We start from the raw sequence: 18,447 nt of genomic DNA, 5'->3' as shown, positions 1-18,447 counted from the left end.
TGTATATTAATATCTTATAGAATGAGCATTGCGTCGCCGTACGAGTAGAATTTGTACTTCTCAGCAACAGCCTCGTGATAAGCACGCATCACCAATTCGTGCCCGCCAAAAGCCGAAACCATCATCAGCAAGGTCGATTTCGGCGTGTGGAAGTTCGTAATCATCGCATTGGCAACACTAAAATCGTAAGGCGGGAAGATAAACTTATTCGTCCAGCCATTGTACGGATTCACATTGCCGTTAGGTGCCACCGAGCTTTCCAGCGCACGCATCACCGTAGTGCCCACAGCGCATACACGCTTGCCACTTTCCTTAGCCTTATTGATGATAAGTGTCTGATCCTCTGGAATGATAATCTCCTCACTATCCATCTTGTGCTTAGAGAGATCCTCCACCTCTACCGGGCTGAACGTCCCCAGCCCCACGTGCAAAGTAATCTCTGCAAAGGATATCCCCTTGATCTCCAAGCGCTTCATCAGATGTTTAGAGAAGTGTAACCCTGCCGTTGGTGCAGCTACAGCACCCTCGTATTTAGCGTAAATCGTTTGATAACGCTCCTCATCCTCAGGCTCCACAGGGCGCGAAATATACTTTGGCAGCGGCGTTTGCCCAAGCTCTTTGAGATACTGGCGAAACTCCTCATAGGTGCCATCGTACAAAAAACGAAGCGTACGCCCACGCGAAGTAGTATTGTCAATCACCTCAGCCACCAAGCGCGCATCCTTGCCAAAATAGAGCTTATTCCCGATGCGGATCTTGCGCGCAGGGTCTACAAGCACATCCCATAGGCGTTGCTCAGCACTTAGCTCGCGCAGCAGAAACACCTCAATACGCGCCTTCGTCTTCTCCTTATTGCCAAACAAACGCGCAGGGAACACCTTAGTATTATTAATCACGAACACATCACCATCGTCAAAGTAGTTAATCACATCTTTGAACAACTTGTGTTCAATCTCGCCCGTCTTGCGATGGAGCACCATCAGGCGAGCCTCGTCGCGGTTCTCACTCGGATACTCCGCTAATAATTCCTTAGGAAGATCAAAATTAAAATTCGAAAGTTTCATAATCTAAAAAGAAAGTCGGGATGACTGGACTCGAACCAGCGACCACACGCACCCCATACGTGTACGCTACCAACTGCGCCACATCCCGATTAGTTTTTAATTCAGGCTGCAAAAGTACAACCTTTTTACAAAACAAAAAAATAAATCACAAAAAAAATGTTCCCAACCTCCTTCAAACCCCCTCCCGTATCCCATCGCAATCGCAGCCCCTTTGAGTAAAACCCCCAACAGAAAATTTTTCTTTCGGACTCATCTCGAACACTGCTCGAACACATCTCGAACACATCTCGAACACATCTCCTACATTTTTAGGATCTCCTAAAAACTGCGTATGCAGCTAATTCCAGACAAATACACTAACAATTTTAAAAAATGTAGAAAAACGAAAAATTGTATATTGAGTATTATCCGTTATTCATTAAAAAATCGTACCTTTGCCCAAAAATTGCAAATTATGACAGCAGTAATCATAGGTGCCACAGGAGCCGTAGGTAAGGATTTACTACAATTATTACTAAATGACGACACCTTCACCGAGGTGCGCGCATTGGTGCGAAAACCGCTCTCCTTGCAACACCCCAAGTTGCAAGAACACATCGTCAATTTCAGCGAGCCCCAGCAGTGGAGCCCATTAGTAGTCGCTGATGTAGCCTTTTCCTGCTTAGGCACCACTCTCAAGCAAGCGGGCAGCAAAGAACGTCAGCGCCAGATCGACGTGCAATATAACCTCGATTTTGCCAAAGCAGCTGCTGCTAACGGGGTGAAAACCTTTATGCTCGTCTCCTCAGTTGGGGCGAATAGCCATTCGAGCAACTTCTATCTCCAAATAAAAGGTGAACTGGAGGATGCCGTTAAAAACTTAGCTTTCAGCAGTATGAATATCTTTCAGCCCTCAGTGCTCAAGCGGAAAGACTCTGATAGGGTGGGGGAGAAGCTATCCATTTCAGTACTCAATTTCTTTAACACTATCGGTCTTTTTCGCCGATACCAACCGCTCTCTACCGAGCGCTTAGCCGAGGCGATGCTCACTACTGCTAAAGCCGCCCAACAAGGGGTCAACACATTCACAGGTAACGAAATACACAAGATATGAAAAACCTTTCAACAGAACAATATAGAGAAGAGTTCTTGCACTACCTCAAGCAATCTCTCACAGCAAAGCAGCCCACAAACCTCTATGAGCCAATTGCCTATATCCTCAACCTCGGAGGTAAACGTCTGCGCCCAGTGCTCACAATGATGGCTGCCGATCTCTTTGGCGCCGATTATCACGAGGCACTCCCCGCTGCCACTGCCGTTGAGATGTTCCACAACTTTTCCCTCGTCCACGATGATATTATGGATAAAGCACCGCTGCGACGTGGCTGCCCCACGGTGCATCACAAGTGGAATGTAAACACTGCCATCCTCTCAGGCGATGCGATGCTCATCCTCACCTACCAGCTATTGGAGCACTATCCACCTGCGGTTTTTGGACGTTTAACACAGCTTCTTAGTAGGACGGCTCTCGAAGTGTGCGAGGGGCAGCAATACGATATGGATTTTGAAGTCCGCTCTACCGTCACCACTGAGGAATATCTGCTGATGATTCGTTATAAAACAGCGGTACTTATCGGGGCAGCACTCCAAATGGGCGCTATCGTAGCAGCTACCTCCCCCGACAATCAGCAGCACATTTACAACTTCGGGCTACAGCTTGGGCTTGCCTTTCAGTTGCAGGATGATTACCTCGACGCTTTTGGTGATGACACATTCGGCAAGCAGATCGGCGGCGATATCTTGGAGAACAAAAAGACGATGCTCTACCTCAAAGCCTTAGAACTATCTGATGCAGCGCAACGTACAGCCCTATTGCAGCATTACGCAACTACCGATCAAAGCCCCGAGAAAGTGGCTGCCGTCAAGCAACTTTTCCAGCAGACGGGTGCCGACACAGTAGTCCGCAAGGCGATAGCCCATTACACCGATGAGGCACTCGCATCTCTTGACTCTCTTGCTATTGATGAAGAAAAACGCACCCAGTTGCGTACTTTTGCCATCGACCTAATGGATCGCAAGATATGACAAAAACCAGCATACCCTACTTATTAGTGCTCTTGCGCTTTTTGCTCGCACCTACGATACTCCTTTTGGCTTACGGCTATCGCGATAGCGTGCGAGGGCTACTCATCGTGCTGATCGTTATAGGGTTGCTCTCGGACGTCTTTGATGGCATCATCGCACGCCGATTGGGGGTAAGCACGACAAGGCTTCGTCGTTTGGATAGCCAAACTGATCTCATCTTTTGGCTGTCGGTGGGCGTAAGTGCTTATGTGCTCAATCCTGAGGTTATTAGGGCTCACGGCTATGAGGTGGGGCTACTTTTTGTCTCCGAAGGCTTGTGTTATGCCATTAGCTTTATCAAGTTTGGCAAGGAAACCTGTACTCACGCCTTCCTATCGAAGCTCTGGGGGGTATGTCTGTTCATCGCCTTTATAGCACTCATCGGCTGGGGCTATGCTGGGGTTACCTTTGCACTGGCTATCTATTGGGGGTTCTTCTCCCAAGCGGATGTAATCCTCATTTTGCTGCTTTTGCCCCATTGGCAGAACGATATCCCCAGTGCTTACCACGCTTACCTCATTCGCAAAGGTATTCCATTTAAGAAAAGTAACTGGCTTAATAGTTAATGAGTAGTGAGTAGAAAGTAATGAGTTGCTCCCTATTCTCTTTACAAAAAAATTATACATTATACATTGTTCATTATTCATTAAAAAATTGTACTTTTGCCCCGTGGAATTGAATGACTGTATTTCCCTTTAATATACTTATTAGATCTATGTATATCAAAAGATTCTTAAAATTACTTACAATAGTACTATTACCTTTAGCGGTACAACTTTTTGCATCAACACGGCACAAGATGCGCCCTTTAAAAGAGGTAGTTGTGGATCATCAGAGTGAGGATTTATATGTGACAGAAGAGGCTGTAAAACGCAATTTGTTTAAGGATCCACAAGCAATAACTCCCGTAGGGCTATTGCGTCTGGGAGAAATGGAAAACCTTTTGGACAACAACGTGATGATTGAGAAGTCGCAGGTGTATTGCACAATCGACGGGGTGCTGAATGCTAAGATCAAGCAGCGTCAGCCTATTGCGCGGGTCTATCGCGAGGGGCGGGCTTTCTATATGGACGAACAGGGCAAGGAGATGCCGCTGTCGGCGTCGTTCTCGGCGCGTGTGCCTATCCTCAGAGGCGATATACGCCCCAGCCATTGGCAACCTTCATACGAACTGATGACTTTTATCAAAAACGACCCTTGGATGGCTGAGAACATCACCGAAGTGGCAGTAAAGCCCAATGGGGAGTACGAGTTCTTGATGCGTGTGCCGCATTTTAGGGTACTCTTTGGTACCTTTGAGGAAGCGGCTTTGAAGAAGGCTAATCTCAAAGCCTTCTATAAACAATTAGAGAAGACGGGGAAGTTGGGTGAATACAGTGTTGTAAATCTGAAATATACGAACCAAGTGGTCTGCACGCGATAGCTTTCAACTTATCGCTTTTAGAGAGTAGTATGCTGTTTTTGGAATATAAAAAAAGGAGTTGCCCGATACACAGGCAACTCCTTTTTTTGTCAATTTTAGAATGTATTTAAATTTATATACCAATGTTGTTTTTTACTGCTCTTTATCGTTGTGCAAGATACCAAGCTACGGTTTTGGCAATACCTTCTTCAAATTGCAGTGAGGGTTGCCAGCCGAGTTCGTGGGTGAGTTTAGAGGCATCAATCGCATAGCGGAAGTCGTGGCCTGCGCGGTCGGTAACAAAGGTGATGAGCCCGAGTGATGTGCCTTCGGGGCGACCGAGTTGCTTGTCTACTTCCTTGATGATGACCTTTACCAAGTCGATATTCTTCCACTCGTTGATGCCACCGATGTTGTACGTCTCGCCGTCCTTACCACAATGGAAGATAGTGTCGATAGCGTGGGCGTGGTCCTCAACAAAGAGCCAATCGCGGATGTTCTCCCCCTTGCCGTAGATAGGCAGCGGTTTGTTCTCACATATATTGTGGATACACACAGGAATGAGCTTCTCTGGGTACTGATGACTGCCATAGTTGTTGGAGCAGTTGGAGAGCACCACAGGGAGCTTATAGGTGGTGTGATACGCCCTCACAAAGTGGTCGGACGAGGCTTTAGAGGCTGAGTAAGGCGAGTGGGGGTCGTACTTAGTCTCCTCAGTGAAGAGAGGGTCGCCGTGATGAAGTGCGCCATACACCTCATCGGTAGAGACGTGGTAGAAACGCTTGCCAGCAGTGTCGTTGCCCCATACCTCACGCGCTGCTTGCAGCAGGCTGAGTGTGCCCATCACATTGGTTTTGGCAAAGATGAAAGGGTCTTCGATACTGCGATCGACGTGGCTCTCGGCTGCCAGATGGATGATGCCATCAATATGGTGCTCGGCGATGAGTGCCTTCATAGCCTCAAAGTCGCAGATGTCTGCCTGCACAAAGCGGTAGTTAGGCTTATCGGCAACGTCTTTTACATTGTCTAAGTTGCCTGCGTAGGTGAGTTTGTCTAAGTTGATGATTTCGTAGTCAGGGTATTTGGTAACGAAGAGTCGTACCACGTGCGAGCCGATGAAGCCTGCTCCCCCTGTGATCAATAGGTGTCTTTTCATTTGTTATTTATTAGTCATTTCAAAAGTGAGTTCACCGCCTTTAAGGATAGTCTCGTGGCTGATGTGCCATTCTTTGTAAGGGTTCCCATCGAGACTTACGGATTTGATATACTTATTCTCCTTAGAGACGTTTTTAGCTGTAATGGTAAAAGTTTTACCATTAGGCAGTTTGATAGTTACCTTATCGAAGAGTGGACGACCAAACTCGTACTCGGTAGAGGCGGGGTTCATAGGGTATAAGCCCATTGCACTCCATACGTACCACGCCGACATCTGTCCGCAGTCCTCATTGCCACTGAGTCCGTTAGGGGTGGTGTTGTACTGCGTTTGTAGGATGCGGTCTACCCAATATTGAGTGCGTTTAGGCTGCCCTGCAATGTTGAACATATAGGCGATATGGTGGCTTGGCTCGTTGCCGTGTGCGTATTGTCCGATAAGCCCTGAGATGTCAGGAGAGGTGTTGTCGCCTGTGATCTCTGAACTTTCAGTGAACAGTTTCTCTAAGTGTGCTGTAAAGGCTTCTTTGCTGCCGAAGAGTGCTATGAGCCCTTCTACATCGTGAGGCACAAACCAGCTGTGTTGCCAAGCATTGCCTTCGGTGTAGTCGGTGCCTTGACGGTGGTCAGAGCGTTTAGGATCAAAAGGTGTACGCCACTTACCCTCAGCAGATTTACCACGCATAAAGCCTGTTTCTTTATCAAAGAGGTAAGTGTAAGCCTTAGAGCGTTTGAGGAAGAAGTCTGCATCCTCAGCTTTGCCCAATGCTTTTGCCATCTGAGCTACACACCAATCATCATAAGCGTATTCCAAAGTGATGGTTACTGATTCATCTACGGCGTTGTAGGGTATATAGCCATATTGCTTATAGGCTTTCAGTCCGCGCTTGTCTTGTATCATAGTTGCTTTCATCGCCTCGTAAGCCTTCTCGGCATCAAAGCCACGAATACCTTTCAAATACGCCTCAGCGATCACTGCCACAGAGTGATACCCCGTCATCGTGTCGGTCTCATTGCCATAGAGCGTCCATACGGGCAATACCTTATGCACTTCATAATAAGCCAGCATTGAGTTGATAATCCCTGATACTTCTTGCGGACGTATGAGGTTGAGCAGTGGGTGCTCAGCCCTGAAAGTGTCCCACAGCGATAGGGTAGAGTAGGCGGTGTAATTGCCTTTGGCTATCTTATCATTCTCTAAGCGGAATTGTCCATCTTTGTCGCTAAAAGTTACGGGGGCTATCTGCGTGTGATATAATGCAGTATAGAAGATTGTTTTGAGTGAATCCACAGGGGTTCCCACTACTATACGCGAGAGGGCATCTTCCCACTGTGCTTCGGCTGATAAGCGGGTCTTATCAAAGTCTATCGGTGTACTTATTTCTAAATTCTCTATAGCACTTTGCTCACTTACTGAAGAGACCGCTACTTTTACCAAGAGTGTATCACTATCTTCCTCTTTAAAGAAAAACTGTGCTGAGGTTTCTTCCCCTTTATTCTTTTGGATTACCGCCTTATCAATAGGCTTAGAGAATTGTATTGCATAGTACACTTTCTGGTTCTTTGCCCAGCCAGTACTAAAGCGTTCTCCTGTAATGATACTTGTGGTTGATTGTGTACCCTTATACTCTTTAATAGAAGTCTTTGTAGGGCTATCCCAATTGATTGCATAACCTAAGTTCAATATTACAGACTGCTCAGCACCCTTCTCAAAAGTATAGCGATGTACCCCATAACGCTGTGCCGCAGTGAGCTCTACGTTTACCTTTGGCGTTTCCAAATACACCTCGTAATACCCAGGGCTTGCCTTTTCATTTTTATGGCTGTAAAGCGATTTGTAAGGCACCATATCGCGAAACTCTTGTGCATTAACGGGGTATTGCTCCTTTCTGCCATATTTGAGTGTGGAAAGGTCGTAAGCCTTTGTGGCAGGCATTAGCAAGATGTCGTTTAGGTCGCCGATACCTGTACCACTGAGGCTCAGATGCCCAAAGCCCACTACCAAGCTATCCGAGTAGTGGTAACCCGAGCACCAATCCCAATGGCTAAGTCCGTTTACAGGGCTTACTTGTATCATCCCCATAGGAGTTGTCGCCCCAGGGAAGGTATGCCCGTGTCCCCCTGTACCAATAAACGGATCTACATAGCTGATAAGCGGCTTTTGAGGCTCATCTTTCACCTCTTCTTTTGTTTTCTTCTGTTCACACGCTGCGAGCAATGCTATCCCTGCCACAGCAAGGGCTATATTTCTTAATCTCATAGTTTGGTGATATAATTTATTTAGGCGACAAAGGTAGGGAGAAAATCATAAACTCACAAGTTTTACTATTATTTTTACAACTTTTTTCTAAGGAATATCTTCAGAAAAGCTGCTATAAAACAAAAAAACGGTAGTCTGAGAAAAGACTACCGTTTTTGTAATCATATAAAAAATATAAAATTAACCCCTTCTGAAAAGTCTTGCGATTTCACCAACCCATAGGACGAAGCTTGTCCCTCCAATAATTATTAGCCAATCATCAAGTTGCAAAGGCGTTACGTCAAACATCTCACCACCAAAGGTAGTGATGAATATCTGCCCGATGATAATAGCCATTGCGATAAGAATAAACCCTTGGCATTCACTGAGGTTGTAGAAAGTGCTCTTCCCTGTACGGTAGGCTTTGGCGTTAAACATATTCCAAAATTGCAGCATTACAAAGATAGAAAAGAAGAGTGACAGTTCGTAGGCTGATAACTCTCCTTGAGCTGCTCCAAAATGGAAGAAGTGGCTAAAATAATCTGTGATGGAGAAGCCAGCAAGTGAGGTGATATCTTCGTTCTTGAAGTACTGTAACAGACCGAAGAGCAGTAGAACGAAGAAGCCTCCTACACCAAAAATTCCTTTTACCATTGTACGCGAGATGATATTAGCCCCTTTAGCACGTGGCTTGTCGTTCATCACACTTTTGCTCGGAGGTAAAGAGGCTAAGGCTAAGGCGGCAAACGTATCCATAATGAGATTGACCCATAGCATCTGGGTGACGGTTAGTGGCGACTGCACTCCTAAGAAGGCGCCGATAAGCACGATGATACACGCTGCGACATTGATAGTCATCTGGAAGAGTATAAAGCGCTGAATATTAAGGTGCAGTGAGCGTCCCCACATCACAGCTTTGCCAATGCTGCTGAATGAATTATCGAGGATGGTAATATCGCTTGCCTCTTTGGCTACTGCGGTGCCATCGCCCATTGAGAGCCCTACTTGAGCGGCTTTGAGAGCGGGGGCGTCGTTAGTGCCATCGCCAGTGACAGCTACTACCTCGCCGCGTTGTTGCAAGAGGTTTACCAAGCGGGCTTTATCCAGTGGACGTGCACGCGATACGACCCTGATATCAGCTAAGCGCTCTTTGAGTTCTTCATCGGGCATAGCGGCAAACTCAGTGCCTGTGATCATATTGCGCTCGTCGGTGCAGGTATCGTCCCAGAGGCTGATTTGTCGGGCGATTTCTTTAGCAGTAGCCGAAGTGTCGCCTGTAACTATTTTGATCTGAATGCCTGCGTGTAAGCACTCGCGTATTGCCTCGGGTACATCAGCGCGGACAGGGTCGGAGATGGCAGTGATACCCATAAAGTGCAAGCCATTTACTGCAAGTTTACCATTCTCGAACACGGGAGTGTCAGCCTCGAGTTCTTTATAGGCAAAGCCTATGGTGCGCATCGCTTGATTCTGATACTGCAAGAGTTTTTCTTCAAAAGCTTCTCGGGTTAAGGCTGCATTGAGTTTCCCAGCAGTTTGGCAGAAATTCATTACGATTTCAGGAGCTCCCTTTACGTAGAGCACGCCTTTGCCTGTTTTGGGGTGCTTTACAAAAGTAGCCATATATTTACGTTCGGTGGAGAAGGTCAGCTGGCTGATGATCTCAGCTTTCTCGCGCAGTGGTAGGTAGTTCACGTCTTGCTTGCCAAGCCACAGCAGTAGTGCGCCTTCTGTGGGGTTGCCGAGTACTTTTACCTCAGTGGCATTCGAGGAGAAGTCGAGGTAGGCGGTTGAGTTTACTGCCATTGCCTCGGCTAAGAGCTGCCCAAAGTTATCATCAAATCCTTTGAAGTCAGGGAAGAAAGGCTCGTAGACGGTCATTTGGTTTTGGGTGAGTGTGCCCGTCTTGTCGGTGCAGATTACAGTGGTAGCGCCCATCGTTTCGCAGGCGTGCATTCTACGTACCAAGTTGTTGGTTTTCATCATACTGCGCATACTGTATGCCAACGATAGCGTTACGCTCATCGGTAATCCTTCGGGGACGGCTACCACAATGACCGTGATGGCAATCATTATGGTATTGAGAAGGTAACCACCAAAGGCAATCCAGTCGAATGAGGTGTGTAATCCTTTGAAATAGAGGAGCAGGCGACCGATAACTACCAAGACAGCAATGGCGTAGCTCACCTTAGTGATGATGCTTGCCAGCTTATCGAGTTGCTCATTGAGGGGGGTCTTGACGGTGTTGTCGATCTGTACGCCTTCGAAGACCTTGCCGTACTCGGTGGCGTCGCCTACCTTGGTGACTTCATAGATGCAGTGGCCATCGACGATGGAAGTGCCACGGCAAATGTGGTTGGAGGGGTAGGTGGCTTCCTGATCGAACTTATTGCTCTCGATGGTCTTTTCTACGACAGGCTCGCCAGTGAGGGTGGACTCGTTGACTTGTAGGGAAATAGCCTCTAAGAGATCGCCATCGGCGGGGACTTCTTCGCCTGTTTCGAGGATGATGGTATCGCCCACGACGATATCGTTCTTGAGCACTTGGGTGACGCGCTCGTTGCGGATGACCTTGTAATAAACCTCATCATTGACTTGGTTGAGGAGCTCGAACTGCTTATTGGCTCTTTGTTCGAAGTAAAAGGCTACACCTGTGGCGAGCAGGATGGCGAACAAGATTCCGCAGGGCTCGAGGAAGGTGTGGAAACCGTGGTGGTTTACGAAGTACTCGTAGCTGGAGGCTCCGAAGGAGAAGAGTAGAGCTACCAAGAGGATAATGATGATCGGGTCGGTAAACTTTTCTAAGAATTGCTTCCAGAGGGGTTCACCTTCTTTCTTAGTGAGCTGGTTATTGCCGTATTTTTGGTGGTTTTCGAGTACTTGGGTGTCCGTAAGTCCTTTATAATGATGTTTTTCTGCCATAGATAGGATGTACTTTGTTTAGAGTGCAAAGATACATCTTTTTTTTGACTTGGAGGCTGTTGTGGTGTTATTTTTGTGTTTTTTGTCAGCGATAGGAGGGCGAGGGTGTAGGGCTTTTAAGGGAGGTTTTTCTGTTGGGGTACTGAAAAGATGGGGGACACTTGGGAAGCACTTGGGAGTCACTTGGGAGTCACTTGGGAAACATCTTCTCCCATCTTTAAAATTTGACAGTCTAAAAAATGGGTGTTTTGTGGTGTTTTTATCTTTGAAATATGGTTTTGTTAGTAAATATAATTTTATTGAATAGGGGTGTTTTTCTGAGGGAAAAGGGGGTCGGTTCGTTACGTGTCCGATTGGTGTTCGATTGGGGTATTTAAGAGAAAGGGGTGTTTTTATTTGTGTGTTCGGAATGGTTTTTGTACTTTTGCGGCTTTAAAAGAGAACGCTAATGCAACAGAATGTACCTGAGGGGCACCCAGTTCATACGTATTTGCTTGAAGCAGAGCTTATTCACAGTTTGCTTGACGAGCTAATGGGTGTGGATCCTCACACGGATTATCAAAAGTTTTACAATATTTTTAACCATCTTTCGACGGTGGAGAAGCATTTTGCACGTAAGGAGAACCAGTTGTTTCCGTTTTTGGAGCAGCGTGGTTGGACGGGGCCTTCGCAGAATATGTGGTCGTTTCACGATACGATACGCGATATCTTCCGATTGGTGCGTAAGAACTTGGAGGAGAATGATTTGGATAGTGCACAGGCGAATGCAGTGTATATTGCGGAGAATTTGTCGCGCTTGCTGAATGTGGAGGCTAACATATTGTTTCCGCGTTCGTTAGAGCTTTTGGAGGATGAGGATTGGATCAAGATGCGTGAAGGTGAGGAGGAGATTGGCTGGATGCTTTCGCAGGCGCCTGCTTCGTATCCGAGTGAACAGGGGTATGTGCATCCGTCAATGGATACGCAAGTGCGTGAGGATGTGGAGTTTGACAAAACGGCACAGCATTATGATGAGGGGTATATGACGGTGGAGCAGGTGAATTTGCTGCTGAAGACGCTGCCTGTGGATATTACGTTTGTAGATGAGCACGATAGGGTGATTTTTTACAACCGAGGCGAGGAGCGTGTTTTTCCGCGAAGTGCGGGGATTATTGGTAGGGAGGTGAAGTTTTGTCACCCGCCGAAGAGTGTGGGGACGGTGCTTCGCATTGTGGAGTCGTTCAGGGCAGGGACGCAGAATGAGGCGAACTTTTGGTTTAACTACCGTGGTAGGCTGATTTATGTGCGTTATTTTGCGGTGCGTGATAAGGATAAGAATTACAAGGGTGTGGTTGAGATGTCGCAGGATATTACGGATATTCAGCAGATTAGCGGTGAACGCAGACTCTTGGAGTGGGATTAGGGGGAGTGAATAGTGAACAGTGAACAGAGAACAGTGGTCAGGGAATAGAGATCAGGGGTGAGAAATCAGTGCTTAGTTACTGATTTCTGACCCCTGATTTTTGATTTCTAATTTCTAATTTCTAACCCCTGACTTCTGATCTCTCATTCCTCATCTCTGATCTCTGTTCACTGTTCACTGGAATTTTCGTTGTCTTATGGCTTCGTATAGGAAGAGTGAGCAGGCTACCGATACGTTGAGGGAGCTAATGGTGCCGAGCATTGGGAGTTTAGCTTTGGCATCGGCGATTTTCAGTAGGGCGGGGGCAATGCCTGTGTCCTCAGCGCCCATAATGATGGCTAAGGGGTCGTGCATTGGGGTGTGGTAGAGGAGTGTGTCGGTTTTTTCGGTGGCGGCGAGTACTTTGATGCCGCTGCCTTTTAAATAGTAGAGGGCGTCGATGAGGTTATCGACTTTGCATATCGGTACATTAAAGACGGCACCTGCGGAGGTTTTGACGGTATCGGCGGTGATGGAGGCACTGCCTCGCTTGGGGATGATGATGCCTGAGACGCCTGTGCACTCGGCAGTGCGGATGATGGCGCCGAAGTTGCGCACGTCGGAAAGGTGGTCAAGGACGAGGAAGAGGGGGTTCTTGCCGCTTTCAATGACTGTGATGACTAAGTTTTCGAAGTCGTAATAGGTGATGGGCGAGAGGTTGGCGACTACACCTTGGTGGTTTTTCTTGGTCAGGCGGTTGAGTTTTTCAACAGGGACGTAGGAGGTGGGGATTTGTTGTTCTTTCAATAGGGGTAGTAGCTGGTGGAAGAGTTCGCCCTTGAGCCCTTTTTGGAGGAAAACTTTGTCAATAGTTTTGCCTGCATTGATGGCTTCAATGAGGGCTCTGATGCCGTATATTTGATAGGTTTCTTGCATATAAATTCTTTTTTGCGGCAAAGATACGAATTAATGGATAATGAATAATGGATAATGGATAGTTTTTTATTAGTGAACAGTGAACAGTGAATAGTGAAGAGCAGAGAGTAGAGAAAACATTAATTACTAATTACTGTTCACTATTCACTGTACACTGATCACTGTACACTGATTACTAATCCCTAATCCCTGCTCATTAAAAAAATATTTGGCGGTTTGTAAATATTGTTATACTTTTGCGGCTATGATTGAGACGATAAAAAAATACCGCATTGTCATAGGGCTTATGGTGCTCTCGCTTCTGCTGTGGCAATGTGCCAGAAGGGGCTCACCTACGGGAGGTCCGAAGGATACCACAGCACCTGTGTTGCTACATGCTACGCCAAAGTCGGGTCAGCTGAATTTTAAGGCGAAGAAGATACGCTTGCAGTTCGACGAGTTTGTCGTAACCAAGGATGTGCGCAAGCAGCTCATCATCTCGCCACCGATGGAGACCTTTCCGATTATCACACCTACTTCGGCTTCGAAGTGGTTGGAGATCACTATTGTGGATACGCTAAAGCCCAACACTACCTATGTGATGAACTTCGGCAATAGCATTCAAGATTACAACGAGGGAAATCCTTATAACGACTTTATGTACGTATTCTCCACGGGTTCGTACTTGGATTCGCTGTGGGTAGAGGGCGATGTGGAGGACGCTATTGCCCCCGAAGCAGATCACTTCGTTACGGTGATGCTCTACGACTACAACGAGCAGTACAACGACTCGCTTGTGTACAAGCAAAAACCTAAGTATGTTACCAATACGCTCGACAGCCTCTACGAGTTCGATTTTGACTTTTTAAAGGAAGGCAAGTACAAGCTCATAGCCCTGAAAGACAAGAACGGCAATTACCTTTTCAACCCCAAAGAGGATAAGATCGCTTTCCTCAAAGAGCCGATCACGGTGGCGCATCTCAAGGACAGTATGAGCCCTGTGTATCGCTTGCGGCTTTTCAAGGAGGTGCCCCCTTACAAGGCGCATCGCCCTACGCAGGTGGCGGATAACCGCATTGAGTTTGGCTTTGAAGGCAAGGCGGACAGTGTGGTGATTAAGCCCATCAGCAAGGTGAGTGCCGACTTTAAGTATACCCTTTCCAAAGACCCTAAGAAGGATACGCTAAACCTGTGGTATAGCCCCAAACAGAAAGATTCTGTGCTGTTTACAGTGGCGCATCAGCAGAAGATAGATACCTTTAAAGTGCGGCTGAAGGAACTGAAGAAGCTCGACAGTTTGCAGGTGTCGGCAGCCTACTCAGGCGACCTGCCTATGGAGCGAGATTTTGCCTTTAAGAGCAATATCCCCATTGTGGCAACGGATGCGAGTAAGATAAAGATTTTCAAGGGGAAGGACTCGATACCTATCCCTTTTAAGGCGTCCTTAGAGAAAGAGGGATTAGAGCTGAGGCTCGCCTTTGAGAAGCAGCACGGCGAGAGCTACCGCGTAGAGGCATTGCCCAAGGCACTGACGGATTTCTTTGGCAATACGAACGACACGCTGAAAGTATCGGCATCGACTAAGAAGGAGGAGGATTTGGCGATCTTTAAGCTCAAACTCACGGCTGAGAAAGTGCGTTTCCCTGTGATAGTGCAGCTGACCAATGAGAAGGGCACGGAGGTGGCGCGTGAGCTTTATGCTGAGAAGCCCGAGGTGCTATATCTCTTTAAGGATGTGCTGCCTGCCAAGTACCGACTGCGGCTTATTGAGGATAGGAATGCCAATAAGCAGTGGGATACGGGCGACTTCCTCCAACAGCGACAACCCGAGCGCGTGTGGTACTTTAAGGATTTGGTAGAGCTGCGTGCCAATTGGGAAGTAGAGGAGACCTGGCAGGTGAGCTATACTGAGGGGAGTTAGCACTGTGATACTTACCGAATGATATAAACCAAAATACCAATGAAAACGATGCGGCTATTATTCTTTTTGCTCACAGGGTTACTACTGTGGAGTTGTAAGGCACCTCGCTTTGCAAAGCACCCCGATTGGAGCGTCCTTAACGGGACGTATTACGCTTATGCGGTGAATAAAGACGAACCGCAGCAGCATTATTTTGATTTGTTGCCCCGTAAATACTATAATGAGTCGCCTAACACACAGCGACCTACAGAGTTTAACTTGGCATTGCGAGGCGATTCCCTCTTTGTGAGCTATAAACAGCTGCGCGAAGGGGTGTTGCAGGATACGACAGCTGTGTTTAAAGGAAAGAAAAAACGCAGGTGGTGGAAGTACTACCTCAGCTGTAAGGTATATCCCTTCTATCCCCCTTTTTCTTTATGTGGATATAGATAAATTGAGGATTGGACTTGATGAGAATGGTGATTTATTGGTCAATAATTATTACGATAGGGAAGGAGCTATTCTTATTCTTAGCGATGGACATTCAGGAAATATTATCTCCATATATCAGAAGAAAGATAAGCTGCAAAAGGAGATTACCTATCCTTTTACAGAAGGCGAGCGTTATGGGATTAAGAATGGTCAAGAGGTGGTAGCTCCTCCTAAATATCAGTATATTGGTGCTTTCATAAATGGCTTTGCCCTGATGGAGCAAAATAATAAATGGGGCACTATCAATGAAAAAGGAGAGGTGCTGATACCACCGAGATATGATGCCCTCTATAGCTATAGCGATGAGCACGCCTTTTTAGCCAAGAAAGATAGTTTGTGGGGTGTGATTGATGAAAAGGAACGAGAGAAGCTGCCTTTTGCTTATGAGAAGGTGCAATGGCTATGCGATGGTGGTGTAATTACCCCTATATTTTTAGTGAAGAAGGGTAACAAGTGGGGTATATTAAACAAAGAAGGAGGCGAGATTTTACCTCCGATTTACGATGAGATAACGCAATTAGGTTGGGCTTATTTCTCGCTGAAAAAAGATGGGAAAGAAGGGCGTTACTTTCAGCAAGAGGGGCGGCGCGATGGCTTTATACCAGCAGTGTTTACGCGTTTTGAGCAAAAGGGTGAAAGCTACTATAATCGCGTAGGAGGGCTTAGAAAATATTGGTTGGCATACCAAGGTGAAGAGGCTTGTTTTGTGGATGCTGAAGGCTATCAATACAAAGCGATTGCGACCCCTAAAACCTTCTTTGGCAACCTGATTTTGGAAGATACACATCACAAGAATGCTATATGGTTAAAAGGGATACTCTATGAGCCAGACCTCAGCACAAGGCAAAAGATAAAGGATTAAAGACAATAACCATTTAACTGAAATATAATGAAAACGAGACGATTACTATTACTCTTTTTAGCAGGATTGCTATTGTGGAGTTGTAAGACACCTCAGTTTGCAAAAGACCCTGATTGGAGTGCCTTTAATGGTGTATACACTACTTATGCCAATGATGAGAAGCAAGCGTTGGGAATGCCTTTTTGGGTATTGGATAAGGAGTACAAAGGAGGGTTGTATCCTCCTGCGGAGTTTGCGCTAACCCTTAAAGGCGATTCACTTTACGTTACCTACAAAGAGCCTTCGGATACGGGGATACGTGAACATACGATATTCCTAAAAGGCAAGAAGAAAAAGAATTATTGGCAGTATACCTACCATTGGTCGTTAGTGCCTTTGTTGCCTATTTTCCTGTATTACGACGTAGATAAGGTGCGTATAGGGCTTGATGAGGAGGGCAATCTGTTGGTAAAGCCATTTGTGTACACGACTACTTTCTTTTTGATTGCCCAGATGCAAAGTGCTTACGAGCCTACTTTTGTGCATCCTAAGATGGATAAACTTAGGGCTACGCTGCCCTACCCTTATGTGGAGGGCAATCGCTATGGAGTAAAGAAGGGAGATGAGGTATTGCTATCGCCGATGTACCACTATATCAGTGTGTTTTCTGATGGCGTGGCTTTAGTGGAGAACAATAAACTGTGGGGAGCTGTCAGTGAGGTAGGGCAGGAGGTGATCCCTATAATGTATAACGAGCTGTTTTATGTGGGGGAAGATGGTGTATTTCTCGCAAAGAAAGGCGGGTATTTTGGTCTTTTGGATAAAGCAGGCGATGAGTTAAAACCTTTTGTTTACGATGAGGTACGCAGGCAGCATAAGGGTAAATATGTTTTGAAACGAGGGGGGGAGAAAGAGCATTACAAGATAGGTGAGGAATAAATAGTGGCTTATAGACTTGCAGGCGTAAGTAAATAATCGTAGATTTGCAGTTGTGAATATTTATTTTAGGTATGGATAGAAGGATTATTATAGCAATAATTGCAGTGATAGGCGGCGTGCTGGCTACTTATCTTATTGCCAATGCGGTGATTAATCGCAATGAGGACACTCGTACAATTACTGTTACGGGCTTGGGCAGCAAGGAGTTTACCTCAGATCTTGTGGTGTGGAATGGGCGTTTTGCACGTCAAGATAAAGACTTGAAGCAGGCGTATGAGGCATTGGAACGAGATAGGAAAGTGGTGGAGGGCTACTTGCTATCACAAGGTCTTAAGAAAGAGGAAATCGTTTTTTCGGCGGTGGATATCTCTCGTAATTATCAATCAGAACGTGATGACGAGGGGCATTACTCACAGAGATTTATGGGTTTCGTTTTAGAGCAATCAGTATCATTGGAGAGTAAGGATATTGCCAAAATAGAGGCAGTATCGCGCAATATCAGTGAGATTATCAACCAAGGAATAGAATTTACTTCGCTCTCTCCACGCTATTACTATACTCGGTTAGCAGAACTCAAACACGAGATTATCGCCAAAGCAACCGAAGATGCCCGTATTCGGGCGGAGAAGATTGCACAGAACTCAGGAGGTCGTTTGGGGCGGCTTACCAAAGCCACTACGGGAATCATACAGATTACAGCTCCTTACTCTGATGAGGAATATTCGTATGGAGGTACTTTTAATACATCTTCAAAAGAGAAGGTGGCGAGCATTACCATAAAATTAGAATACAAAGTCAGATAATTTTTAATATGGCAGAGAATAAGAATCGTTTAATGCTATTTATCAAGCATTTTGTGCTGCTTGTAGGGTTATGTTTGCTTATCTTTTTGGTAGGCGTACTGTTAGATACTATGAATAGTGTTCTCATCGGTTATATAGGAGCCATAGCGACATTTATTGCAGGGGTGCTCTATTTAATTCTTGAGGTGGCTTTTCTGTATAAGGAATCCAAAGGTGTGAGGCTATTTGCTTTTATAGTACTATGGGTACTGTCTATAGCATTTTTCTTCCTTTGATTTTTACTCGAAAGAGTTT

16 protein-coding genes and 1 tRNA gene are annotated in these 18,447 nt (G+C 46.2%); 11 read left to right on the top strand and 6 right to left on the bottom strand.

Annotated elements, in window-relative coordinates; translation table 11 throughout:
* Positions 1-14 precede the first annotated feature (14 nt).
* Complete coding sequence (gene queA, locus AXF12_RS09490; protein ID WP_066430593.1) at positions 15-1,064, bottom strand: tRNA preQ1(34) S-adenosylmethionine ribosyltransferase-isomerase QueA; 1,050 nt, start codon at positions 1,062-1,064, stop codon at positions 15-17.
* Between the two features lie 15 nt (positions 1,065-1,079).
* Positions 1,080-1,152 (bottom strand) — tRNA-Pro (locus tag AXF12_RS09485).
* Positions 1,153-1,518: 366 nt separating this feature from the next.
* On the opposite strand from AXF12_RS09485, the gene AXF12_RS09480 reads away from it, so the two are divergent.
* The 4 genes from AXF12_RS09480 (at position 1,519) to AXF12_RS09465 (ending at position 4,590) form a co-directional block, all read left to right on the top strand.
* A complete protein-coding gene (locus tag AXF12_RS09480) occupies positions 1,519-2,157 on the top strand; it encodes an NAD(P)H-binding protein (protein ID WP_066430591.1) in 639 nt (212 codons plus the stop codon).
* Positions 2,154-3,128, top strand: a complete 975-nt coding sequence (locus tag AXF12_RS09475) for a polyprenyl synthetase family protein (RefSeq protein WP_066430589.1) — start codon at positions 2,154-2,156, stop codon at positions 3,126-3,128. Before AXF12_RS09480 ends, AXF12_RS09475 begins: the two co-directional genes overlap by 4 nt.
* Complete coding sequence (locus AXF12_RS09470; protein WP_066430587.1) at positions 3,125-3,733, top strand: CDP-alcohol phosphatidyltransferase family protein; 609 nt, start codon at positions 3,125-3,127, stop codon at positions 3,731-3,733. The genes AXF12_RS09475 and AXF12_RS09470 overlap by 4 nt, the downstream gene beginning before the upstream one ends.
* A gap of 149 nt (positions 3,734-3,882) precedes the next feature.
* A complete protein-coding gene (locus tag AXF12_RS09465; protein ID WP_066431956.1) occupies positions 3,883-4,590 on the top strand; it encodes a cell division protein FtsQ/DivIB in 708 nt (235 codons plus the stop codon).
* A gap of 142 nt (positions 4,591-4,732) precedes the next feature.
* Here the strand turns inward: AXF12_RS09465 and rfbB are convergent, their stop codons facing one another.
* From rfbB to AXF12_RS09450, 3 genes are all read right to left on the bottom strand, one after another.
* Entirely contained in the window at positions 4,733-5,725 is a 993-nt protein-coding gene (gene rfbB, locus AXF12_RS09460) for a dTDP-glucose 4,6-dehydratase (protein ID WP_066430582.1), read from the bottom strand.
* Between the two features lie 3 nt (positions 5,726-5,728).
* The gene (locus AXF12_RS09455) at positions 5,729-7,981 is read right to left on the bottom strand and encodes a GH92 family glycosyl hydrolase (protein WP_066430580.1); all 2,253 of its coding nucleotides are present in this window, start codon (positions 7,979-7,981) and stop codon (positions 5,729-5,731) included.
* Between the two features lie 180 nt (positions 7,982-8,161).
* Positions 8,162-10,882 (bottom strand): calcium-translocating P-type ATPase, PMCA-type, encoded by a 2,721-nt coding sequence (locus AXF12_RS09450; protein ID WP_066430579.1) that lies wholly within the window; start codon positions 10,880-10,882, stop codon positions 8,162-8,164.
* Positions 10,883-11,330: 448 nt separating this feature from the next.
* Here AXF12_RS09450 and AXF12_RS09440 point away from each other — a divergent pair, with 448 nt between their 5' ends.
* Positions 11,331-12,284: a DUF438 domain-containing protein gene (locus AXF12_RS09440; protein WP_066430576.1), complete on the top strand. Its 954-nt coding sequence runs from the start codon at positions 11,331-11,333 to the stop codon at positions 12,282-12,284.
* Between the two features lie 174 nt (positions 12,285-12,458).
* On the opposite strand, the gene rlmB is transcribed toward AXF12_RS09440, so the two are convergent.
* Positions 12,459-13,199, bottom strand: coding sequence for a 23S rRNA (guanosine(2251)-2'-O)-methyltransferase RlmB (rlmB, locus tag AXF12_RS09435; protein WP_066430575.1), 741 nt, complete (start codon positions 13,197-13,199; stop codon positions 12,459-12,461).
* 244 nt (positions 13,200-13,443) lie between these two features.
* Here rlmB and AXF12_RS09430 point away from each other — a divergent pair, with 244 nt between their 5' ends.
* From AXF12_RS09430 to AXF12_RS09405, 6 genes are all read left to right on the top strand, one after another.
* Positions 13,444-15,099, top strand: a complete 1,656-nt coding sequence (locus AXF12_RS09430) for an Ig-like domain-containing domain (protein ID WP_066430572.1) — start codon at positions 13,444-13,446, stop codon at positions 15,097-15,099.
* A 39-nt stretch (positions 15,100-15,138) separates the two neighbouring features.
* Positions 15,139-15,531 carry a hypothetical protein gene (locus AXF12_RS12325; RefSeq protein WP_066430571.1) on the top strand — a complete coding sequence of 131 codons (393 nt, stop codon included), beginning with the start codon at positions 15,139-15,141 and terminating at the stop codon, positions 15,529-15,531.
* Positions 15,518-16,432, top strand: coding sequence for a WG repeat-containing protein (locus AXF12_RS09420; RefSeq protein WP_066430570.1), 915 nt, complete (start codon positions 15,518-15,520; stop codon positions 16,430-16,432). The genes AXF12_RS12325 and AXF12_RS09420 overlap by 14 nt, the downstream gene beginning before the upstream one ends.
* A 27-nt stretch (positions 16,433-16,459) precedes the next feature.
* A complete protein-coding gene (locus AXF12_RS09415; RefSeq protein WP_082752989.1) occupies positions 16,460-17,350 on the top strand; it encodes a WG repeat-containing protein in 891 nt (296 codons plus the stop codon).
* 71 nt (positions 17,351-17,421) lie between these two features.
* Entirely contained in the window at positions 17,422-18,153 is a 732-nt protein-coding gene (locus AXF12_RS09410) for an SIMPL domain-containing protein (protein ID WP_066430565.1), read from the top strand.
* Between the two features lie 8 nt (positions 18,154-18,161).
* A complete protein-coding gene (locus tag AXF12_RS09405; protein ID WP_066430564.1) occupies positions 18,162-18,428 on the top strand; it encodes a hypothetical protein in 267 nt (88 codons plus the stop codon).
* The last annotated feature ends 19 nt before the right edge of the window (positions 18,429-18,447 follow it).

Origin of the sequence: Capnocytophaga haemolytica, from assembly GCF_001553545.1 — a bacterium.
GTDB classification, from domain to species: domain Bacteria; phylum Bacteroidota; class Bacteroidia; order Flavobacteriales; family Flavobacteriaceae; genus Capnocytophaga; species Capnocytophaga haemolytica.
Note: the sequence above shows the minus strand (reverse complement) of the source record. Positions and strands in the feature narration are given on the sequence as shown.